Below are 20,026 nucleotides of genomic sequence, written 5' to 3'. Positions count from 1 at the left end.
CGCGACGTATCTCCCCCGGCCGCGCCCCTCGCCGGACCGTCAGACGCCGGGGCCGTTCAGCTCGCGCAGCTTGCGCCAGAGGGTCGACCGGCTGATCCCCAGCCGGCGGGCCGCGGCGGCCCGGTTGCCGCCCTCGGCGGCCATCGCCTCGGCGATCCGGCGGACCTCGTCCTCCCGGGCGCTCCGCACCCGCCGGGTCCGGGCGCGGCTCTGCAGCTGCCGCGCGAGCTCCGCCATCAGGGCGGCAGGCGGGGTCTTGCCCTCCTCGGTGTCCGCCAGCGCGATGAAGCGGGAGAGCAGGTTCTCGAGCTCGCGCACGTTCCCGGGCCAGGGGTAGTCGCCCAGGTGGGCCGCGATCCCGGCGACGGCCGCCTCCACCAGCGCCTGCGGGCGCCCGGCCAGGAAGTGCCGCACGAGGAGGGGCACGTCCTCCCGGCGCTCCCGCAGGGGCGGGAGCCGCAGCTCCAGCACGTTGAGCCGGTAGTACAGGTCCTCCCGGAAGCGGCCGGCGGCCACCTCGGCGTCCAGGTCACGGCTGGTGGCCGCCACGACGCGCACGTCCACGGGGATGAGCCGGTCGCCCCCGACCCGCATGATCTCCCGCTCCTGCAGGGCCCGCAGCAGCTTCGTCTGGAGGGGCGGGCTGAGCTCGGCCACCTCGTCGAGGAAGAGGGTGCCGGTGTGTGCGAGCTCCATCAGCCCCGGCTTGCCGCCCCGGCGGGCGCCGGTGAAGGCGCCCTCCTCGAAGCCGAAGAGCTCGCTCTCCAGCAGGGATTCCGGCACCGCCGCGCAGTTGATCGCCACGAAGGGCCGGCCGGCCCGCCGGCTCGCGTTGTGGATGGACTGCGCGAACAGCTCCTTGCCCGTCCCGGTCTCGCCGTAGATGAGGATCGGCTGCTCGGCCCGGGCGAACCGCCGGGCTGCCGCCACGGCCTGGCGCAGTGCGGGGCTCTCCCCGACCACGTGGGCGAAGGTGAAACGGGCCACCAGGCCCCGGCCGTGGCGGACGCGCCGCACCGCCACCTCGGACTCCTCCACCGAGCGCGCGTCCCACACGGTGGCCACCACGCCGGCCGGCCGCCCCTGCACGGTGACGGGTACCCGGTTCGTGACGACCTCCAGCGGGCCCAGCTGCGCCACCGCCGCCAGCGAAGGGGCGCCGCTCTCCAGCACCCGGCCGAGCTCCAGCGCGGGCACGACCTCGTCGGCCGGACGGCCCACGGCCTCCCCCGCGGCGATCCCCGTCAGCCGCTCAAGCGCCGGGTTGAAGACCGTGATCCGCCCGTTGCCGTCGGCGGCGATGATCCCGGTCGGGGCGAACTGCAGGATGGTGCGCAGCTCTTCCGTGCGCTGCGCCTCCGCCAGGCGGGCGGTGGCCATCTCGTAGGCCTGCTGCAGGGCCCGGAGGAGGGTGTCCGGCCCGTAGGCGAGCACGCCGTGGAGCCCGTGCTGCCCGGCCAGCTCGCACGCCACGCTCGGCCCGACGAGCACCGTCCACCCCGCGTCGCGGCGCCGGCGCACGATGCCGTCGGCCTCCTCCCAGGACGTGAAGACCTCCTCGTCCACCTGGACCCGGAACACGGCCCGCAGGTCCTCCGCAGGCAGGCGCCGCTCGCGGTAGCTCATCACCAGGATGCGGTGGCCGTGGTCGGCCGCCCGGGCGATCGCCCGCAGGAGGTCGTACCCGGTGATGGTGAGGGGGACGACCGGCAGCCGCAGCCGGTCCCGGAGGAGCGGGTAGTTCACGGCGCCGGCGACGAAGGCGTCGGCCCGGCCCGACCGTTCCAATTCGCGAGCCGCCGGGAGGGCCTCCTCGAAGAGGGCCTGCACGAACTGCACCTCGTACGGGAGGTCCCGGCCGAGGAGCACCTGCCGGAAGAGCTGCCCGAGCGGCTCGTAGCCGAGCACCGCGATGCGCGGCCGCACACGCCCCACCTCCTGGCGGACGAACATTCGCCACGGGGGCCCTCCCTGTCCTGCCCGCTCCCGGGCCCGTGCGATACCGCCACCGATGTCCAATTGACAGGGTGAAGGGGTCTGCTACAATTTACTTGGCCGGCCGTCGGGCGGGCCCAGGGCAGGGCCCCGACCGGTGGGCCGGCCCGGATCTTTGTGCGCGCTGCCGGACTTTGGGATTAGGGGGCTGATAGGTGAAATGAAGGCTCTGGGCCGCCACATTCTGGCGGAGGTTTATGGGTGCGACCCCACGCTGCTGAATGACATCAAGCACGTGGAGAAGGTCATGGTGGATGCCGCCCTGAACGCGGGGGCGGAGGTCCGGGAGGTTGCATTCCATAGATTCAGTCCCCAGGGCGTGAGCGGTGTGGTGATCATCTCCGAGAGCCACCTGGCGATCCACACCTGGCCGGAACTCGGGTACGCAGCCGTGGACGTGTTCACGTGCGGGGATGACGTGGATCCGTGGATCGCCTGCCAGCACATCTGCGACCAGTTCAAGGCAGAGAGTGTATCGGCGACGGAGACGAAGCGCGGCATCCTGCACCCGTGGGGTCCGCTCCAGCAGGGGGCATCGCACAAGACGGACGAGCACCTGAAGGCCCCCGCGACCGTCGGAGCGGCCCGCTGATGCCCGGAGGTGGGGACCTATTGTAGACGGTAGTGCCAACAGACACCAGGCACGCGGCAACCCCCGTTGACTCGCCGGCATTCCGGAAGGAATCCGTGGGTCACGGGGGTTGGTTTTTCCCGGCGCGCTGGGATACAATGGCGTCCGGTTGGGCATCCGTAGGAAGAAACAGGGGGTCCGAGCAGCTTGGCGGTGGAGCGCAGCTTCGTGATGGTCAAGCCCGACGGGGTCCAGCGGGGTCTGGTGGGGGAGATCATCAGCCGCCTGGAGCGCCGCGGGCTCAAGCTCGTGGCGGCCCGGTTCATGGCGGTGTCGCGGGAGCTGGCGGAGAAGCACTACGAGGTGCACCGCGGCAAGCCGTTCTTCGAGGGACTCATCCGGTTCATCACGTCCGGCCCCGTCATGGCCATGGTGTGGGAAGGGCCGAACGCCATCGAGGTCATCCGCAGCACCATGGGCACGACCAACCCCGTACAGGCCGGACCCGGCACGATCCGGGGGGATCTGGCGGTCGACATCGGCCGCAACCTGGTGCACGGTTCGGACGGGCCGGACACGGCCGAGAAGGAGATCGCGCTGTGGTTCCGGCCGGAGGACATCGTCGAGTACGGGCGCGCCGCCGACCCGTGGGTGGTCGAGCGGCCGTAGCGCTTCAGCCGCCCTGCCCGTCGTGCCGGGCGGGCGCGGGGATGATGAGGATCTGCCCGGGCTCGAGCAGGTAGGGTTCTTGCAGGCGGTTGGCCCGGGCGAGGGCGCCGGGCGAGATGCCGAAGCGGCGGGCGATGCGCCACAGGCTGTCGCCCCGGCGCACGGTGTACAGGCCCTGCGTGGGCTCCGGGAGGAGCGAGCAGGGGACGAAGACGTCCACGTAACCGTCCCGCGTGCCGGCGGCCAGCTCGCCGCCGTGGCCGCCCTGTCCGGTGATCAGGCCGCCGATGTAGACCCTTCCCAGCTCCTCGAGCCGGCCCTCGCTGCTCGTGGCCGCCACCTGGAAGATGTACATGGTCTGGGCTCCGGAGGCGGCGGCCACGACCTCGGGCCGGCCGTCGCCGTTGACGTCGGCCAGGTCGATGCTGCGGAAGTACGCGCCCGGGTAGAGCAGGGTCTCGCACAGCGGCCGCAGGCCAAGGTCCGTCAGGGTGTACAGGAGAACCGCGTCCCGGGTGCCCACCGCCACGGCGGCGGGGCCCCCGGGCCCGAGCTCGCCGGCAGCCAGGGAGAGACCGTCCCGGGGGAGCAGCGCCTCGGAGCGAAGCAGGTAGGTACCGCCACTCCAGTCGAAGACCTTGAGGTCCCTGCCGGCCAGGGCGACGATCTCCGGGCGCCCGTCCCCGTCCAGGTCGGCGGTCTCGACCAGGACCAGGCGGCCCAGGTTTCCGCCGCGCCACCGGCGGACGAACTCCCCCGCTCCCTCGCGTCGGTCTCCGCTGCTGCCGGCCGGGGTGGGGGAATGGGGGCGATCGCTCATGCGTCCCCACCTCAACCGTGAAGGGATCGGGCGAACTGCCCGGGAACACTCTCCGGCAACAGCTTATGTCGCGGTCTGGGTAGCGTTGTCAGAAGGGGCGTGGCGGCGTGGTACGGTATGCGCTCATCGGCGGTACGGGGGTCTACGACCCGGCCATCCTGACCGGCCTGCGGGAGGAGCAGGTGTCGACGCCGTACGGGGACGTCCGGGTGAAGGTGGGGACGTACCGGGGAAAGGAGGTCGCCTTCCTGGCGCGCCACGGCGAGAAGCACTCCGTCCCGCCCCACCGGATCAACTACCGGGCCAACATCTGGGCCCTCAAGCGCCTGGGCGTCGAGCGGATCATCGCCACGACAGCGGTGGGCTCCCTGAACCTCGACATGCGCCCGGGCGACTTCGTCTTCTGCGACCAGTTCCTCGACTTCACGAAGGGCCGGCCGTCGACGTTCTTCGAGGGCGGGCCGGAAGGGGTGGTGCACGTCGACTTCACCGAGCCCTACTGCCCCGAACTCCGGGGGGTGCTGGCGGAGGCGGCGAAGACGCTGGGCCTCGGTTTTCACCGCGAGGGCACGTACGTGTGCACCGAGGGGCCCCGGTTCGAGACGCCGGCCGAGATCAAGGCGTACCAGCGGCTCGGAGGCGACGTGGTGGGAATGACCGGCGTGCCGGAGGTCGTGCTCGCCCACGAGGCGGGGATCTGCTACAGCACCGTCTCCATGGTGACGAACTTCGCCGCCGGCATCTCGCCCCAGCCCCTGACCCACGAAGAGGTCCTGGAGGTCATGGCGCAGAATGCCGAGCGGCTGCGGCGTCTGGCCATGCTCGCGCTCGACAACCTTCCGGAGGAGCGGGGGTGCCGCTGCGCCCACGCGTCGCCGGGGATCCGGATGTGAGACGGGGAAGAGGGGGGCTCGCACCCGTGTCCGAATCGAAGGTGGCGGTTTCCAGCCTCCGGGACCCGGGGCTGGCGCCGGAGGGTCACCGGAAGATCGACTGGGTGGCCCGGCACATGCCGGTGCTGAACGAGGTCCGCAAGGAGTTCGAGGCCACGCGCCCCTTCGCCGGGAAGCGTATCGCCATCTGCCTGCACCTGGAGGCCAAGACGGCCTACATGGCGACGGTCCTGGCCGCCGGGGGCGCCGACGTGCACATCACCGGCTCCAACCCGCTCTCCACCCAGGACGACGTCGCCGCCGCCCTGGCCGAGCGGGGCGTGACGGTGCACGCCTGGTACGGCGCGACGCCCGAGGAGTACGAGGCCCACATCGACCGGGTGCTGGCCGCCCGGCCCGACCAGATCCTCGACGACGGCGGCGACCTCGTGGCCGCCCTGCACACGCGCCACCGGGAGCTCCTGCCGGACATCCGGGGCGGGTCGGAGGAGACCACGACGGGCGTGCAGCGCCTGCGGGCGATGGCGGCCGAAGGCACCCTGGCCTTCCCGATGCTGGCCGTCAACAACGCCTATATGAAGTACCTCTTCGACAACCGCTACGGCACCGGCCAGTCGACCTGGGACGGGATCATGCGCAACACGAACCTCACGGTGGCCGGGAAGGTCGCCGTGGTGGCCGGGTACGGCTGGTGCGGCAAGGGCGTGGCGATGCGGGCCCGGGGGCTCGGGGCCCGGGTCGTGGTCACCGAGGTCGACCCGATCGCCGCCAACGAGGCGCTCATGGACGGCTTCGAGGTGATGCCGATGCGCCGGGCTGCCGCGATCGCCGACTTCATCGTCACTGTGACCGGCAACCGCGGGGTGGTGCGGCGCGAGCACCTCGAGGTGATCAAGGACGGCTGCATCCTGGCCAACGCCGGGCACTTCGACGTGGAGGTCGCCAAGCCCGACCTGGAGGCCCTCTGCGGCCCGCCGGTGCGCGTGCGGAAGAACGTCGACGAGTACCGCTTCCCGGACGGGCGGCGGGTCTACCTCCTGGCCGACGGGCGCCTGGTGAACCTGGCCGGCGCCGACGGCCACCCCGCCGAGATCATGGACCTCTCCTTCGCCGTCCAGTGCCTGGCCCAGCTCCACATCGCCCGGCACGGGCACGAACTGCCCAGGGACGTCGTGCCGGTGCCCCGGGAGATCGACGTGCGGGTGGCCGAGCTGCGCCTCCGGGCCCTGGGCGTCGAGATCGACCGGTTGACCCCGGAACAGGAGCAGTATCTGCGCTCGTGGCGGGTGTGACGCCGTGGTTCACCTGTTCCTCACCGTCCGGGGCCGCTACGCCGGGGAGGAGGTCCAGCAGGACGGGATCCGGCTGGATGCCGGCTGGCACGGCGGCGAGCTGGGGCTGTTCGAGGACCTGGCGAGCTTCTGGGCCGCGGTGGCGGCGGCGGAGGCCCACGACTGGATCGTGAGCGTCCACTGGCCGCCCGTCCGGGAGGGCGCAGGCGGCTACCTGCGCCTCCTGGAGCGGGACCGGGACCTGCGCCGGCAGGCCGCCGAAGGCGCCGTCCGGGCCCTGCAGCAGGCGAAGGCGGCGGGCGCGCGGGACGTGGTCTTCCATTTCCCCTACCCGCCGCTGGCCGAGGACGACCCGGCCCGCTGGCCGGGTCCCGCCGAATGGCTGGCGCCCGACGCCTGGAGCCGCAAATCCCTGGCCGACGCCGCCCGGCAGGCCCTCGAGCCGCTCGCGGAGGCCCGGGAGCGCCTGGGCACCGGGGTGCTGCTGGAGATCGACGGCCCCGCCCGCTGGTTCTACGTCGACGGCCTGTGGCCGGAGCTGCTGGGGGAGTTCGGCGTGCTGGGCGTGTGCCTGGACACGGCCCGGCTGGGGCGCCTCGCGCGCCTGTACGGGCGCCCGCCCGGGGAGCTGGCGGATCCGCTCCTGCCGTGGGTGCAGGCCGTGCACCTGCACGAGGGGCGGGCCTCCGGGGAGGACCCTGCGTCCGGGGTACCGGCCCGCCCGGCGCTCACGTTCGACGACGGCTGGGCGGGGGCCGCCGCGGTGGCGGAGGAGGCGGTCAGGCAGAACAAGAGGGTGCGCCTGGTGCTGCAGCACCGCCCGGCCCTGGCCACGCCGGAGGAGACCGAGGAGAGCCTGGGATGGGTCCGGAAGCTGGCCAGGGGGCAGGAGGCCGGCTGAAGGCACGACGTCGAGGAGGAGTGCGGCGTGGAGAGGATCCTCATCACCGGAGGTACCGTGCTGACGATGACCGGCCCCGACGCCGTGTACGAGGGCGGTCTGGTGGCGATCGAGGATGGGCGCATCGCCTACGCCGGGCCGGCGCAGGCCGCCCCGGCCGAGGTGAGGGCGCCGGGATGGGCGCAGCGGACCATCGAGGCGACCGGCCGGCTGGTGCTGCCGGGCCTCGTGAACACCCACACCCACGCCGCCATGGTGCTCCTGCGCGGCTACGCCGACGACATGCGGCTCATGGAGTGGCTGGAGACGAAGATCTGGCCGGTCGAGGCGAACCTCACGGCCGAGGACGTGTACTGGGGCACGGCCCTGGCCTGCCTGGAGAGCCTGCTGGCCGGGGTCACCACGTTCAACGACATGTACTTCTTCATGGCCGACGCCGCCCGCGCGGTCGCCGACACCGGCGCGCGGGCGGTGCTGAGCCGGGGGATCATCGGCAGCGGCGAGGACTTCCGCTCCCGCCTGGCCGACGCCTGGGACTTCTACCGGGCGTGGCACGGCAAGGCGGACGGGCGGGTCCTCACCATGCTCGCCCCCCACGCCCCGTACACGGTGGCACCGCCCGAGCTCGAGAAGGTGGCGGAGGCCGCGGCCGAGATGGGCGTGGGCATCCACATCCACCTCGTGGAGACCCGCGACGAGGTGGAGCTCCTGCGCCAGCGTTACGGCAAGACGGCCTTCGAGATCATCCGCGACGCGGGGCTCACCCGCCACCCGGTGGTGGGGGCGCACTGCGTGCACCCGACGGACGCCGACATGGAGATCTTCGCCGCCGCCGGCGGCCGGGTCGCCCACTGCCCGGTCTCCAATCTCAAGCTGGCCTGCGGGGTGGCCCCGATCCTGGCGTGGCGCAGGGCCGGGGTGCCGGTCGGCCTCGGCACGGACGGGGCGGCCTCGGCGAACCAGATGAGCCTGTGGGGCGAGATCCGCCTGGCGGCGCTCTTGCAGAAGAACGCCTCCGGCGACCCGCGGGCCTTCACGGCCTACGACGCGGTCCACGCCGCCACGGCCGGCGGCGCCCGGGTACTGGGGCTGGAGGACCGCATCGGCACCCTGGAGCCCGGCAAGCGGGCGGACCTCATCCTGGTCGACGCCCGCCGCCCCGGCCTCACGCCGGTCCACGACCCGTTCTCGATCCTCGCCTACTCCACCAACCCCGGCGACGTCGAGACCGTCCTCGTCGACGGCCGGGTGGTGGTGGAGGACCGCCGCCTGACCACGATGGACGCGGCGGAGATCACGGCGAAGGCGGCCGAGCACGCCCGGCGCCTGGTGGGCGCGGCCTGACGGGCCCGCGTCATGGGGACGGCGGCGGCGGCATAGCCTTGCCCGGGCCCGCCACCGACGCGGGTCCCGGGGGGATGCGACATGGCCAACCGCTGGTCCCGGCGCGGCGACGAGGCCCTCGCGCAGCGCCTCGTGCACCCCCTCCTTCTGGCGGCGGGGCTCCTCCTGGTCGCGCAGCCCCTGGGACGGCTCGCCGCCGGCGCGGCGCTGCTCCGGGTGCCGGCTGCCCTGGAGACCCCGTCCGCCCCGCCGGCGCCGGCGGCCGGGTCGCCGCCGGCCGTGCCGGCAGGACCGGCGCCCGCCGCCCCCGCGCCCGGCCCGCCCGAGCCGCTCACGGGCGGAGACGTGCTCGACGGCTTCCCGGACTGGTCGCCGGACGGGACGCAGATCGTCTTCATGCGCGACGGGCGGACCTGGGTCATGGCGGCGGACGGCTCGTCCGCCCGGCCCCTCGCCGCAGGGCGCGACACGTGGGACACCCAGCCGTCCTGGTCGCCCGACGGCCGCTGGATCGCCCTCATCCGGCACCCGCAGGACGGGAAGTCGGACCACGGTCAACTGGTGCGGATGCGGGCCGATGGCACGGGCGAGCAGGTGCTGGTGGAGGCCGGCGAGCCCCTCGGCTACCTTGCCTGGCATCCGGGCGGAGAGGGGATCGCCTTCACCACGCGAGGCCGCCTGGTGCACCTCGACCTCCGGACGCGCATGACCCGGATCCTGGCCGAGGCCGGCCCGGAGGGCGACCTCCTCCCGGGCGGCGTCGCCTGGTCGCCGGACGGGCAGTGGCTCGTGTTCGGGTCGGGGCGGCGCCACCCGGACCGGCTCGACCTCGACCTCTACCGGGTCCCCGCCGCCGGCGGCGAGCCGGAACGCCTCACCACCGGCGGGGGGATCATGCCCCACGTCTCGCCCGACGGCCGGAAGATCGCCTTCCGCAGCCCCCACAGGCAGAGCGGGATTCACGTCCTGGACCTGGACTCCGGACAGACGGCGGTCCGCCAGCCCGACCAGCGCGCCGATCTCTACTTCCACCCGCGCTGGTCGCCCGACGGCACGCGGCTCCTGGCCTCTCGCCTGAACCTGCGTTCGGACGCACGGGGCGTGCACGTGACGTCGGCGATCGTCGTACTCCGGTAAGGAGGGGGTGAGGGCGTGGGCTACATCCACGAGCTGGCCCACAAGCTGGCCAAGGCCCTCCAGGCCAGTCCGGAGAACCAGACGTTCCAGGAGGCCCGGCGCCGGGTGAAGGCGGACTCGCGGGCGGAGAAGCAGCTCCTGGCGCTGCGGAGCAAGCAGTGGGAGCTGGCCGCGCTGCAGGCGCAGGGCAAGACGCCGGATGCGGAACACCTGAAGGCGCTGCAGGAGCTGGCCGCCGCGGTGCAGGCGAACCCGGTGGCCCGGGAGTACGTGGAGGCCGAAGCCCAGCTCACCCAGCTCTGGAGCGAGATCAACCGGATTCTCGCCGAGGCCCTCGGCCTGCCGGTGGCGGCGCAGGGCTCCGGGCCAGGCAGGTGATGGGGGTCACATCCGGACCGGAGAGAGCCGGGTACGCTTCCCTCCGAAGGTCGCTACTGCGGTGGTGATCGCCGTGACGCAGCCGGGCGTCCGGCACGAGCACGCCCTGAAGCTGGAGGCGGCCCCGGCTCCCTGGGTTCCCCTGGCCTTCTTCCTCTCGGCGACGGCCGCGCTCGTCGCGGCCTTCGCCGTGGCCTCCCTGCACCCTGCCGCCTTCCTCCGCCACTGGGTGCACAACGGGACGGTGCTGACCGCCCTCCACCTGTTCGTGCTCGGGTGGGGGACGACCCTGGCCATGGGGGCCGTCTACCAGATGGCCCCCGTGGTCCTGCACGCGCGACTCTACAGCGAGCGACTGGCCCTGGTCCACCTGGGGGTCCACGCCGCCGGCGTGGCCCTTCTCGTCACCGGCTTCGGGTGGCTGCACACGCCGCGGATCATCGCCGGGGCATCCCTGCTGATGACCTCGGTGCTGGTGTTCGCGTTCCACCTGGCTCTCACGTTGCGGGGCCGCGCCCACCCGGACCGGGTCGGCGCCGGCATGGCGATCGCGGCCGCTTACCTGGTGCTGACCGCCACCTGGGGGCTGACACTGGCCCTCAGCCTGCGCTGGGGGTTCATCCGGGCGACCGGGCCGGTGACCGGCAGCCACCTGGCCCTCGGGGCCGGGGGCTGGTTCACCGTGCTCATCGCGTTCGTGAGCCTGAAGCTCACGCCGCTCTTCGCCGTGGGGGCGCCGCCGCCCGCCCGCGCCGCGGACCCGGTGCTGGCGGCCCTGTCCGCGGTACCCCTCGGGCTGGCGCTGGCGGGGAGCTTCCTCCCTCCGGCGGCCCGGGGCCCCGCCGTGCGGGCGCTGGTCGCCGTCGGAGCGGTGGCGGCCCTCCTGTACGCCCGCCTCGTCTGGCGCAGCGCCCCGCGCCGCGCCCACCGGCGCCTGGAGCCGCCGGTCCGCTTCGCCCTGGCGGGGTCGGCCCTGTTCGCGGCCCTGGCCGTCGTGGGCGCGGCCGGCTACGCCGGCCTGGCGCCGTGGCTTTTCTCCCGGCCCGAGCGGCTGATCGCCTGGGTGTACGCGGCGCTCGTGGGGTGGGTGGGCACCGTGACCATCGGGCAGCTGTACCGGATCCTGCCGTTCATCGTCTGGCTCGAGCGGTTCCGCAAGCACACCCCGGGGGAGCAGCTCCCGTTCCTGCACGAGATCGCCGACCGCCGCCTGGGGGACGCGCTCCTGGCCCTGTGGCTGGGCGGCCTGGCCCTGGGCGTGGCCGGGCTCTGGGTTCGTTCGGCCCCCCTGGTCCGGGCGGGGATGGCGGCGGGCCTCGGCGGCAGCCTGCTCCTGGCTTACACCGAGGCCCGCGCGCTGACGGTCTGGCGGGCGGGGGTGCGCTGGCCCAAGCTGCCGCCCCGGCCGGCGCCGGCGGCGGTGGGTCAGGCCCGCCTCAGAGGTTGAAGACCCCCCTCGGCTCCAGGCCCGCCTGCCGGAGGGCGGCCAGGGCCGTGTCTTGCTGCCCGGGATCGGTGCGCACGGCGAGGCCGCAGTCGAGCCGGATCGACGCCGGCTTCACCACAACCTTGCAAGGAAGCCCCGCCACCGCCAGAACGGACTCGGCCTTCAGCGTCTCGTGGGTGCTTCGAAAGACGAGGTAGACCCGGCCCATCGGCTCACCCTTCGGCCAGCCAGCAGGTCAGCCCCGAAGGTGGGCGGCGAAGAACGTCGCCCCCTGCGGACCAGCGGTGAATCCCCGCACCGCGCCGCGGGGGATCACCGCCAGTTGGCCCGGCATGAGGGGGTACACCCGCCCGTCGACGTGCAGGTGCAACTCCCCTTCGAGCACCAGCATGAAGCTGTCGCCCGCGTCGTGCGGGTGGGGCGGCCGGTCGGCGCCGGGGTCGGCCCGGACGAGGTTGAAGTCGTGGGCGTCCGCCCGGTATAGTTCTTCCTTCAGGACGGGCGGGGTGCCGGGGGGTTTCCGTTCGGTACAAGTGTAGATGGTCGGCTCCATGGAGATCGCGCCTCCTGTGATCCACCCGTAGCGTCATTCCAGGTCGTCGAGGTTGCAGACCCCCCGGATCGGGGAGCAGGCCCGCCACATGGGGCACGTGATGAAGACACCCACGAGCAGGGCGATGAGGCCCAGCTTGGTCAGGACCAGACGGCCCCACGCGCTGGTGAGGAGCGGCTGCCACCCCCAGCCGAACATTGCCCAGGTCTGGACGAGCCCCGTGGCGACGAGGGTGGGGAAGACGGTCCGCACCACCACGCGGAAGCGTTCGAGCTGGAAGTTGGCCAGGATCACGGTGTCCATGTTCACCCGGGGCAGCCCGGCCGGAACGGCGATGAAGATGTTCCACAGCGCCCCGCCCAGCCAGGCCGAGAAGGCCCACACGTGCAGCACCCGGTTCGGGACGAGGAGCCACGGGCTAGCGGTCGCCGGCTGCAGGACGACGTCAAGCCCGCCCAGCGCCAGGGCGGCGCCCGCCAGCCCGCCGAGGGCGAGCCAGGCGGGAGCGCCCGGCCGGCGGCAGTCGGGCCGCGCCCACCAGTCGCCGGCGATTCCCGCGGCGGCCAGGGCCAGGGCGCCCCCCGCGACGACGACCCAGGGCCGCGCAATGGGGCCGTGGCGGAGGTACAGGGCCAGATCGGCTCCCACCAGGAGGATCGCCGCCGGCAGCAGGACCCTCTGCCAGGCTCGGTGCAGGCGCACCATCGCCTCGCCGTAGTCGACCGCCTCCGGCACTGGCCGCTGCCGGACCGAGGGCGCGAGGTAGAAGAGCTTCCACATCTGCGAGCCGAGGAGGAGCGCCAGGACCCAGTACGCGCTCCAGCGCACCGCCAGGGCGGGCCAGCCGAACCAGCCGTGGCGCAGGCCGGTCAGCACCGCGCCGGCCATCGACGCGGCCGTCACGAGGGTGAACGCCACCTTCGGGAGCACGTACTTGTCCAGGACGCGGGGCACGCTGGGGCGCACCTCGACGAACGGCTCCATCCCGCCGAGCACCTCCCGCTCAGCGCCGGGCCAGGGCCGCCACGGCAGCGACGGCCTTCACCGCGGCCTCGATGTCCTCTTCCGTGTTGAAGTATCCGGGGCTCAGGCGCATCGTGCCGCCCAGGGGCAGAGTGCCGAGCACCTCGTGGGCCCCGGGCGCGCAGTGCAGGCCCGCGCGCCCGACGACGCCGAACGCCGAGTCGAGCTGCTCTTCCAGCGCGCCCGGGTCGAGCCCGTCCACGCTCAGGCTCACCACCCCGCACCGGCGCGCCGGGTCCGCGGGGCCGTGGACGGTCACACCTGGCAGGCGACGGAGCCCCTCCACCAGTGCCGCGGTCAGGGCGCCCACCCGGGCGTGGACCGCCTCGACCCCGACCGACAGCAGGAAATCCGCCCCGGCCCCCACTCCAGCGATGCCCGGGACGTTGAGCGTCCCGCTCTCGAACCCCTCGGGGAACACGTCCGGCTGCTCGGCCAGGGTGGCCATGGACCCCGTGCCGCCCTCGCGGACGGGGCGGAGCGGCACGTCGGGGGCGACGTAAAGGATGCCGGTCCCCTGCGGGCCCAGGAGGCCCTTGTGTCCGGGGGCAGCGAGAAGGTGGATCCCCATTGCCTCCACGTCGATGGGGTGGGAACCCGCGGTCTGGGCGGCGTCCACGAGGAGGAAGACGCCGGCGCGGCGGGCGATCTCCCCCAGCTCGGCCACCGGCTGCAGCGCGCCCGTGACGTTGGAACCGTGCGCCAGGGCGATGAGCCGGGTGTTCGGACGCAGGGCGGCCCGGACCCCGCCCGGGTCCACGATCCCCTCCGGCGACACGGGGAGCCACGTCACCTCGACCCCCCGGAGGGCCAGGGCCACCAGCGGGCGGCGCAGGGCGTTGTGCTCCGCCACGGTGGTGATGCAGTGGTCCCCGGGGTGCAGGAGGCCTTTCAGGGCCAGGTTCAGGGAGTCGGTGGCACTCGACGTGAACAGTACCCGGGCTGCATCCTTCACACCGAAGAGCGCCGCCACCGCCTCGCGGGCGGCAAGCACCCGCCGGCCGGCGGCCAGGGCAACCCGGTGGCCGCCGCGGCCGGGGTTGCCGCCGGCACGCAGCGCCCCGTCCGCCGCACGGTACACGGCCTCGGGCTTCGGGTGCGAGGTCGCGGCGTTGTCCAGGTAGACTACGGAACCTGAGGATGGCAAGGCGGGCCACCGCCTTTCGATCTGGATGGTACTGATTCTCATTATCCGGGCCACCGGGCGTCCCAAAGTGATGCCGATCACAGCGCGACGGGGACCGCGCGGCGCCAACATGGGCATGTGGGGCTGCCCGCGCGCAGCCCGGCTCCCGGGCAGGACGTGTCTCGGGAACGAAGGGGGACGACGGAGGTGCAGACGGTTTTTCGGCCTCGCCCGGCCCGACTGCCGGTGGCAGCCGCCATGGCCGCACTGCTGGCGGCCCTGTGGGTCGGGCTGGCGCGACTCGGCTGGCTGCCGGCGGAAGGCGTCCCGGGGGGTCTGGGTGCGCACGGGCCGCTGATCATCCTGGGCTTCCTGGGCACCCTCATCAGCCTGGAGCGGGCCGTGGCGCTGGGCAGGCGCCTGCCGTACCTGGCCCCGATCCTGACCGGGACGGGGGCCGTTCTCTACATGGTCCCGGCGGCCCTCCGGCTGGGGGAGGTCCTGATGACGGCCGGCGGCCTGGGGCTAGTCGGGACCTTCGTCCTGATTTACCGCATCCAGCCGTCGCTGCACGCGGCGACGATGGGTGCCGGCGCCGCCCTGTGGGCGATCGGGGGCGCGTTGTGGCTGGCGGGCCTGCCCGTGTACCGGGTCGTCCCGTGGTGGGCGGGGTTCCTGGTACTGACCATCCTCGGGGAGCGCGTCGAACTCTCCCGGATGGGGCAGCCCACCCGCTGGGCCCGGCTGACGTTCGTGACCGCCGTTGCCATCTTCGTCGCGGGGCTGATCGTGTCGGTGGCCGCACCCGTGGCAGGCGTCCGCCTCGCCGGCGTCGGGCTGTTCTTGCAGGCGCTGTGGCTCGTGCGGTACGACATCGCCCGCCGCACCGTGCGCCTAGCCGGGCTCACCCGGTTCATGGCGGTGTGCCTCCTCGCGGGGTACGCCTGGCTCGGGGCGGCCGGCCTGCTGTGGATCCGGTTCGCCGGGTCGGCGGCAGGCGCGGCGTACGACGCGATGCTGCACGCGCTCTTCCTGGGCTTCGTGATGTCGATGATCTTCGGCCACGCGCCGGTGATCTTCCCGGCCGTGCTCGGCACGCCGGTCCGCTTCACCCCCCGCTTCTACCTGCACCTGGCCCTCTTGCACGGCTCGGCCGTCCTCCGGCTGGTCGGGGACCTGGCCCTGCTGCCCGGCGTCCGCAACTGGGGCGGGCTCCTGAACGTGGCCGCGGTGCTGCTCTTCCTCATCCAGACGGCCCTCGCCGCACGGCCGGCCCGCACGGGGGCGTAGGGGCGGCGGGGTCCGGCGCTCGCGCCCCGGCCCCGGAGCCGTCGGCCAGACATGGCAATTCCTCTGCCAGTCCACCGCGGTCCGGGTCAGCGGCCCCGGCCACCCGGGGATCGGCGGGACGCGGAGAGCCGGTCGATCGCACACCCTCCAACAGGCAATCGGTACGAGTCAAACGGGGCCGTTGACTCGCACGTTTTGCCTCACCGGCGACTCCGGGTTCACATAAAGCCGAAGCCGGCCAGGCAGTGAGTTTGCTGGGTCGACATAATGATCATTTCCGGTCCCCATCGCGCGCCCTGCACGGTGACTCCGGCGGGGTCGGCGGGGGCGTGGGGCAATCGGTACCACACAACGCCGGCGCTCGACCCTCACGAATTGCCTCTCGTCCCACGCTGCAGATCGACGTACCGAGTTGTGGAACACCGGGGGCCGGCGGTGACGGCGGCCACAAGCCCGCCGGGTCCGGCGCCGCCCAACTCGGCCACAGCCCGCGGCGGGCGGAGGGCCGGAGAGGCCCGGCGAGCGCGACGGGGGCCTGGCGGCGAGCCAGGCCCCATGCTGTCGGTTCGGCGGTCCCGTCCGGGGTGGGGCGCCTCAGTGGCTGTTCCCGCCCGCTCCCGGGGCGTCGAAGATCTCGGGCTTCGGGTCGCCCTCGACCACGATCTGCGCCACGGCACCCTTGCCGAGCGCCCGGCTGATCGAGTGGTCGACCAGCGTGTAGGTGCCCGGCACGTCGACCGTGAACTCGGCCCAGGCCGCCCCACCGGCGGGGACGAGCGTGGTCTGGACGTTGCTGGTGGCCTCGCTGGCCCCTTCCTTGTGCACCTTGTCGAAGATCTCGCCGATCACGTGGAACGAGGAGATCAGGTTGGGCCCGCCGTTGCCGATGAAGATCCGGATGCGGTCGCCGACCTTCGCCCGCATGGCCTTCTCCCCGGTCAGGGCCTGGAAGGCGCCGTTGAACACCACGAAGTTCGGCTCCTCGGCGGCCAGGGCCTCGCCGTCGTAGTTCGCGTGACCCTTCTGGCCCGGCTTGAGGTCGGTGTAGAACTCACCCTGCATCACGTAGAACTCCTTGTCGACGGGCGCCAGGCCCTCCGGCGGCTCCACCACGATCAGCCCGTACATGCCGTTGGCGATGTGCGCCGGGATGTACGGCGTGGCGCAGTGGTAGACGTACACGCCGGGATTCATCGCCTTGAACCGCAGGACCTTCTCCTCGCCGGGCTTCACCTGGGTGCCGACTGCGCCGCCGCCTGGGCCGGTGACCGCGTGCAGGTCGATCGAGTGGTTCATGCCGCTGTCCGCCGCGTTCTTGATGTGGAGTTCGACCGTGTCTCCCTGGCGCACCCGCAGCATCGGGCCCGGAACGGTGCCGTTGTACGTCCAGTACTTGTACGTGATGCCGTCGGCGAGCCGGCCGTTGACTTCCCGGGTTTCGAGGTCGACCCGGACGGTGGTCGGCTCGCGGCGCCCGACCGGACCCGGGATGGCGGCGGGGTCGGCGCTGATCGGCCTGGCATCGGCCACGGCAGGCTGGACGGCCGGCGTCTGCTGGGCTGCGCCCGACCCCTGCGCGCTCGCCGCCCGGGGGCCGGAACCGGCACAGGCACTGGTGAGGAGCAGGACGCCCACCAGGGGCACGCTCCAGCGGAATACCCTATGCAGATCACGCTTCATGGTGGTACCTCCTCGCGAAACGCCCCATTCACGAACTACCGAGCTTCGGGGGTATGCACTTCTAGCGTAGGAGACCGGCGGCGGGGCGCTGGTGACCGCCGTCACACGCCCGCAAGAATCAGGCGGCCACCCGAGCGGGAGGCCATGGTTCACCGCGCGAAATACCTGGAGGAACCGAGGTGGTGACACGACTTGCATAACCCAAAAGTACTAGCAGGCGCCCAGACCGTCTCGACCTCACCTGCCCGGTGGCGCGCCCCTCTGTGCGGAACCCGGGTGCGGACACCGGTGAGCCTGGCGGGCCGGAGGCACAAAGAATCGACCCACGTGCCGGGTGGGGCGCGTGGGTCGGAGGAGGGCGCGCCGGCGCCGCGCCCGCCCGTGGGGGGATCCTCGCCGGGCCCGTCACGGCCGTGGGGCGATGACCGCCAGCACCACGAAGCGGGAGCCAGGGGCGGCCGCCATGCCGTGGGGCACGAAGGGCGGACAGGCGGCGATCCCGCCGGGGCCGGCCTCGTGGTCCTCCTCGCCGACGCTCAGGCGGCCGTTGCCCTCCAGCACCGCCATCACCACCGTCGAGGTGCTGACGTGGGGCGGGACCGCCTGCCCCGGCTCCAGGCTGAAGAGGACCACACGACAGTCGGCGTTCTCGGCGATGAGCTGGCTGACCGGTTGTCCCGGGTCGTACCGGACCACGGCCCGGAGGTCGGCGAACATGATCCCACACCTCTCCCGAGGCCTGTCTCCGCCTGAAGCCTACTCCCGGCGGGGTCCGGGCGCCGTGACGCAGGTCACCGGGGCCGGGCGGGGGCCACGCCGGGGCCTGGCGCGTAGACTGGCAACTGCGCCCCGGTTCGCGCGAGCGGACGCAGCGGCCGGGGGAGGAGGTCCACCCGATGAGTGTCGCGATGGGGCCCCGGGAAGTCGAACTCGCCGCGCGGGAACTGGCCGGCCGGCCGCCTGAGGACGTCCTGCGCTGGGCGCTCGACACCTTCGGGCCCGACGGCGTCGCCCTGGCGTGCAGTTTCGGCGCGGAGGACGTGGTGCTCGTCGACATGGCGTCCCGCATCCGCCCGGGCGTCCGGGTGTTCTACCTGGACACCGATCTGCTCTTCCCGGAGACCTACGAGACCTGCGAGCGGGTGGCGGCCCGTTACGACGTGCGCCTCGAGCAGGTGCGGCCGGCCCTCTCGCTGGCGGAGCAGGCCGGACGGTACGGCGACGGGCTGTGGGCCCGGGACCCGGACACGTGTTGCCGGCTCCGGAAGGTCGAGCCGCTCCGGGGGGTGCTCGCCGGCCTCGAGGCCTGGGTCACGGGCATCCGGCGGGAGCAGTCGCCCACCCGGGCGGGGGCCGCGGAGGTGGAGTGGGACCACCGGTTCGGCCTGGTCAAGGTCAACCCGCTGGCCCGGTGGACGTGGGACGCGGTGTGGGGCTACATACGGGCCCACGACGTGCCCTACAACCCCCTGCACGACCGCAGTTACCCGAGCATCGGGTGCATCCCGTGCACCCGCCCCGTCCGCCCCGGCGAGGATCCCCGGGCCGGGCGCTGGCCCGGCTTCGCCAAGACGGAATGCGGCCTCCACCGGTAGGGACCCGCACGTGGGAGGTGAAGGGCATGCCGGACCGTTCTGCGGCGGGCCTGGTGCCTCCGCACGGGGGAACCCTGGTGGACCGCGTGCTCCGCGGGGATGCCCTGTGCGCAGCCCGGGAGCGGGTGCGGCACCTGCCTGCCGTCCGCCTCGATCCGGTCCGCACCGCCGATCTCGAGTGCATCACCACCGGTGTCTTCAGCCCCCTGGACGGGTTCATGGACCGGGCCCAGTACGACAGCGTGCTCGAACACATGCACCTGCCGGACGGTCTCCCCTGGACCCTGCCCGTCACCCTGCCGGTGCCCGTGGGGCTGGCCACCACACTCCGCCCGGGTGCGGAGGTCGCCCTCGTCGGTCCGGAGGGGCGGCCCCTGGGGCTGATGCAGGTCCGGGAGGCGTTCAGCTACGACCCGGAGCGGGAGGCGCGACGGGTCTTCGGCACGTGCGACCCGGCCCACCCCGGCGTCGCCCGCCTGCGGCGGCAGCCCGAGGTCTACCTCGCCGGACCCGTCTGGCTGCTGGAGCGCCCGCCCGCCCCGTTCCCCGACCTGGCCCTGGACCCGGCCGAGACGCGCCGGATCTTCGCCGCGCGGGGCTGGCGGCACGTGGTGGGGTTCCAGACGCGCAACCCCGTCCACCGGGCGCACGAGTACATCCAGAAGGTCGCCCTGGAACTGGTCGACGGCCTCTTCCTGAACCCGCTGCTCGGCCCCACGAAGGACGACGACGTTCCCGCCGCCCTGCGCGTCCGCTGCTACCGCGCGCTCCTGGGCCGCTACTACCCCGAAGCGCGCGTGCTCCTGGCCGCCTTCCCGGCGGCGATGCGCTACGCCGGGCCGCGCGAGGCGGTGTTCCACGCCATCTGCCGCAAGAACTACGGCTGCAGCCACTTCATCGTCGGCCGCGACCACGCCGGGGTCGGCCACTTCTATGGCCCGCACGACAGCCAGCGGATCTTCTCGGAGTTCGACCCCCACCGCCTGGGCCTCACGCCGCTCTTCTTCGACCGGGCGTTCTGGTGCCGGACCTGTGGGGGCATGGCGTCCGACAGGACCTGCCCCCACCCGGAGGCCGACCGCCTCATCCTGTCCGGCACCCGGGTGCGCGAGATGCTACGGGCCGGGGTGCTTCCCCCGCCCGAGTTCACCCGCCCGGAGGTGGCCCGGCTCCTGGCCGAAGGGATGCGGACGGAGGCGGAGGCGCTCGAGCCCGTCGCCGGCGGAGAGGAGGTGCCTGGCGGTGAGTGAGGACTGGCTGGCCACGCTCGTCGGGCTCGGCCTGCTGTTCCTCGTGTTCGCGGGGTGGCTGC

At 73.2% G+C, this 20,026-nt stretch carries 20 protein-coding genes; 12 read left to right on the top strand and 8 right to left on the bottom strand.

The features are described 5' to 3' along the window. Positions 1-39 precede the first annotated feature (39 nt). Complete coding sequence (locus caldi_RS05775; RefSeq protein ID WP_264844151.1) at positions 40-1,926, bottom strand: sigma 54-interacting transcriptional regulator; 1,887 nt, start codon at positions 1,924-1,926, stop codon at positions 40-42. A 229-nt stretch (positions 1,927-2,155) separates the two neighbouring features. Here caldi_RS05775 and speD point away from each other — a divergent pair, with 229 nt between their 5' ends. Both speD and ndk read left to right on the top strand, forming a co-directional pair. Continuing rightward, positions 2,156-2,587 carry an adenosylmethionine decarboxylase gene (speD, locus tag caldi_RS05770; RefSeq protein WP_264844150.1) on the top strand — a complete coding sequence of 144 codons (432 nt, stop codon included), beginning with the start codon at positions 2,156-2,158 and terminating at the stop codon, positions 2,585-2,587. Positions 2,588-2,779: 192 nt separating this feature from the next. Next, on the top strand, positions 2,780-3,235 hold the full coding sequence (ndk, locus tag caldi_RS05765) for a nucleoside-diphosphate kinase (RefSeq protein ID WP_264844741.1): 456 nt from the start codon (positions 2,780-2,782) through the stop codon (positions 3,233-3,235). 4 nt (positions 3,236-3,239) lie between these two features. On the opposite strand, the gene caldi_RS05760 is transcribed toward ndk, so the two are convergent. Continuing rightward, positions 3,240-4,055: a LysM peptidoglycan-binding domain-containing protein gene (locus tag caldi_RS05760; protein ID WP_264844149.1), complete on the bottom strand. Its 816-nt coding sequence runs from the start codon at positions 4,053-4,055 to the stop codon at positions 3,240-3,242. A gap of 107 nt (positions 4,056-4,162) precedes the next feature. On the opposite strand from caldi_RS05760, the gene mtnP reads away from it, so the two are divergent. The 7 genes from mtnP to caldi_RS05725 all read left to right on the top strand — a co-directional run bounded on the left by mtnP (position 4,163) and on the right by caldi_RS05725 (position 11,447). Next, on the top strand, positions 4,163-4,948 hold the full coding sequence (gene mtnP / locus caldi_RS05755) for an S-methyl-5'-thioadenosine phosphorylase (RefSeq protein WP_264844148.1): 786 nt from the start codon (positions 4,163-4,165) through the stop codon (positions 4,946-4,948). Between the two features lie 26 nt (positions 4,949-4,974). Further along, on the top strand, positions 4,975-6,240 hold the full coding sequence (locus caldi_RS05750) for an adenosylhomocysteinase (RefSeq protein ID WP_264844147.1): 1,266 nt from the start codon (positions 4,975-4,977) through the stop codon (positions 6,238-6,240). Positions 6,241-6,244: 4 nt separating this feature from the next. Continuing rightward, positions 6,245-7,141: a hypothetical protein gene (locus caldi_RS05745; RefSeq protein WP_264844146.1), complete on the top strand. Its 897-nt coding sequence runs from the start codon at positions 6,245-6,247 to the stop codon at positions 7,139-7,141. 27 nt (positions 7,142-7,168) lie between these two features. Next, entirely contained in the window at positions 7,169-8,485 is a 1,317-nt protein-coding gene (locus caldi_RS05740) for an amidohydrolase (protein WP_264844145.1), read from the top strand. Between the two features lie 81 nt (positions 8,486-8,566). Beyond that, positions 8,567-9,622 carry a hypothetical protein gene (locus caldi_RS05735; RefSeq protein ID WP_264844144.1) on the top strand — a complete coding sequence of 352 codons (1,056 nt, stop codon included), beginning with the start codon at positions 8,567-8,569 and terminating at the stop codon, positions 9,620-9,622. A gap of 15 nt (positions 9,623-9,637) precedes the next feature. Then, a complete protein-coding gene (locus caldi_RS05730; RefSeq protein WP_264844143.1) occupies positions 9,638-10,000 on the top strand; it encodes a YlbF family regulator in 363 nt (120 codons plus the stop codon). Between the two features lie 61 nt (positions 10,001-10,061). Further along, entirely contained in the window at positions 10,062-11,447 is a 1,386-nt protein-coding gene (locus caldi_RS05725; protein WP_264844142.1) for a hypothetical protein, read from the top strand. On the opposite strand, the gene caldi_RS05720 is transcribed toward caldi_RS05725, so the two are convergent. Genes caldi_RS05720 through caldi_RS05705 form a run of 4 tightly spaced genes read right to left on the bottom strand, consistent with a single transcriptional unit; the run spans position 11,437 to position 14,170 of the window. Beyond that, positions 11,437-11,655 (bottom strand): DUF3343 domain-containing protein, encoded by a 219-nt coding sequence (locus caldi_RS05720; protein ID WP_264844141.1) that lies wholly within the window; start codon positions 11,653-11,655, stop codon positions 11,437-11,439. The two genes, caldi_RS05725 and caldi_RS05720, sit on opposite strands and share 11 nt — an antisense overlap. A 27-nt stretch (positions 11,656-11,682) precedes the next feature. Next, the gene (locus caldi_RS05715; protein WP_264844140.1) at positions 11,683-12,000 is read right to left on the bottom strand and encodes a cupin domain-containing protein; all 318 of its coding nucleotides are present in this window, start codon (positions 11,998-12,000) and stop codon (positions 11,683-11,685) included. A 33-nt stretch (positions 12,001-12,033) separates the two neighbouring features. Beyond that, positions 12,034-12,984, bottom strand: a complete 951-nt coding sequence (locus caldi_RS05710) for a CopD family protein (RefSeq protein ID WP_264844139.1) — start codon at positions 12,982-12,984, stop codon at positions 12,034-12,036. A gap of 19 nt (positions 12,985-13,003) precedes the next feature. Then, complete coding sequence (locus caldi_RS05705; protein ID WP_264844138.1) at positions 13,004-14,170, bottom strand: aminotransferase class V-fold PLP-dependent enzyme; 1,167 nt, start codon at positions 14,168-14,170, stop codon at positions 13,004-13,006. A 186-nt stretch (positions 14,171-14,356) separates the two neighbouring features. Here caldi_RS05705 and caldi_RS05700 point away from each other — a divergent pair, with 186 nt between their 5' ends. Further along, positions 14,357-15,439: a hypothetical protein gene (locus caldi_RS05700; RefSeq protein ID WP_264844137.1), complete on the top strand. Its 1,083-nt coding sequence runs from the start codon at positions 14,357-14,359 to the stop codon at positions 15,437-15,439. Positions 15,440-16,033: 594 nt separating this feature from the next. Here caldi_RS05700 and nirK read toward each other — a convergent pair. Beyond that, the gene (gene nirK / locus caldi_RS05695; RefSeq protein ID WP_264844136.1) at positions 16,034-17,119 is read right to left on the bottom strand and encodes a copper-containing nitrite reductase; all 1,086 of its coding nucleotides are present in this window, start codon (positions 17,117-17,119) and stop codon (positions 16,034-16,036) included. A 405-nt stretch (positions 17,120-17,524) separates the two neighbouring features. After that, a complete protein-coding gene (locus tag caldi_RS05690) occupies positions 17,525-17,836 on the bottom strand; it encodes a cupin domain-containing protein (RefSeq protein WP_264844135.1) in 312 nt (103 codons plus the stop codon). Between the two features lie 179 nt (positions 17,837-18,015). Here caldi_RS05690 and caldi_RS05685 point away from each other — a divergent pair, with 179 nt between their 5' ends. Further along, complete coding sequence (locus caldi_RS05685; protein WP_264844134.1) at positions 18,016-18,714, top strand: phosphoadenylyl-sulfate reductase; 699 nt, start codon at positions 18,016-18,018, stop codon at positions 18,712-18,714. Between the two features lie 26 nt (positions 18,715-18,740). Continuing rightward, positions 18,741-19,964, top strand: coding sequence for a sulfate adenylyltransferase (gene sat / locus caldi_RS05680; protein WP_264844133.1), 1,224 nt, complete (start codon positions 18,741-18,743; stop codon positions 19,962-19,964). The last annotated feature ends 62 nt before the right edge of the window (positions 19,965-20,026 follow it).

Origin of the sequence: Caldinitratiruptor microaerophilus (assembly GCF_025999835.1) — a bacterium.
In the GTDB taxonomy this organism is placed as follows: domain Bacteria; phylum Bacillota; class Sulfobacillia; order Symbiobacteriales; family ZC4RG38; genus Caldinitratiruptor; species Caldinitratiruptor microaerophilus.
The sequence above is the reverse complement of the archived record's forward strand: the minus strand, read 5'-3'. Positions and strand labels throughout refer to the sequence as shown.